The organism is Variovorax sp. 01T439_2 (genome assembly GCF_056398445.1).
In genome coordinates this window covers 1-1,135 of record NZ_JBFTPJ010001311.1, presented here as the reverse complement: position 1 = coordinate 1,135, position 1,135 = coordinate 1, and the positions used below count along the sequence as shown (strand labels likewise).

The following is a 1,135-nucleotide window of genomic DNA, read 5'->3' as shown; positions in this document are numbered from 1 at the left end:
GCCAAAGGAAGAGGCTCAGCGCGATCAGCGAACTCGTCAGCAGCACCATGCGGCCCGCGCCTACGCGGTCGATGAACCGGCTCACGAGCATGTTGCCCGCAAGGCCGAACACGCCGAACAGCGCCCACATCAGGCTCAGCATGGTGGGGTCCGCGCCGAAGTCCCGCTTCAGGATCGGCCCGAAATAGCTGAACAGCACGAACTGGCCAGCCCCCTGCAGCGCCGTGACCGAGACGATGCCCATCAGCACCGGGCTGCGCAGCACGCGCGCCCAGGCGGCCGCCGTCAGCGCCGCGGGGCGGATGCCCTGCGGCAGGGTCAGCCAGATCGATGCCGCACTGGCGATGCTCAGCAGCGCGATCGCCCCGAAAGCCACGCGCCAGCCCAGATGGCCGCCCACCAGCGCACCGATGGGCAGCCCGAGCACCGAGGCCAGCGACCAGCCCAGGAAGACGAAGGTCACGGCGCGGCCGCGATGCTCCGGCGGCACCAGCATGCCGGCGCAGGCCGCAGCCTGGGGCGTGAAGATGGCGGGCGCCACCACCGTGAGCATGCGCACCGGCAGCAGGGCACCGAAGCTCGGCATCAGCGCCGCAACGGCATGCCCGGCCGCGTACCAGAGCAGGGTGAGGGCGAGCAGCTGGCGGCGGTCCCAGCCTGCGACCGCTGCCGCCAGCAGCGGCGCGCCCAGGCACATCACGACCGCGGCCACCGTGATCAGCTGGCCCGCTGTTGCCACAGAGACAGACAGCGACGCGCTGATTTCATTGAGCGTGCCGGGCACCACCATCACGCCCGTGCCGATCACGAAATTGCCGGCCAGCAAGGCCCACAGTGCGCCCCGGGGCGCGGCCCGGCGGCTCATGGATTCACCGGCGAACCTGCAGCGCGCCGGGGTTCACGATGTTGGTGGGGTTGCCCTTGATGAAACTCACGACATTGTCGAAAGCCTGGCCGAAGTAGCTTTCGTAGCTGTCCTGCTCGACATAGCCGATGTGCGGCGTGCAGATGCAGTTCTCCAGCCGCAGCAGCGCATGGCCCTGCAGCGGCGGCTCGCTCTCGAACACGTCGACCGCCGCCAGTCCGGGCCGGCCGCGGTTGAGCGCAGCAAGCAGCGCATCGGCCTCGACCAGTT

General features: G+C 69.8%; 2 protein-coding genes. Both read right to left on the bottom strand.

Going from position 1 to position 1,135, the window contains the following annotated elements; translation table 11 throughout:
- Nucleotides 1-865 (bottom strand): MFS transporter (locus AC1DOC_RS34560; RefSeq protein WP_478131696.1); only part of this gene is annotated, 865 nt, incomplete at its 3' end.
- Nucleotides 866-869: 4 nt separating this feature from the next.
- Nucleotides 870-1,135, bottom strand: a 266-nt coding sequence (locus tag AC1DOC_RS34555) for an NAD(P)-dependent oxidoreductase (protein WP_478131695.1), incomplete at its 5' end; no start/stop codon positions are given.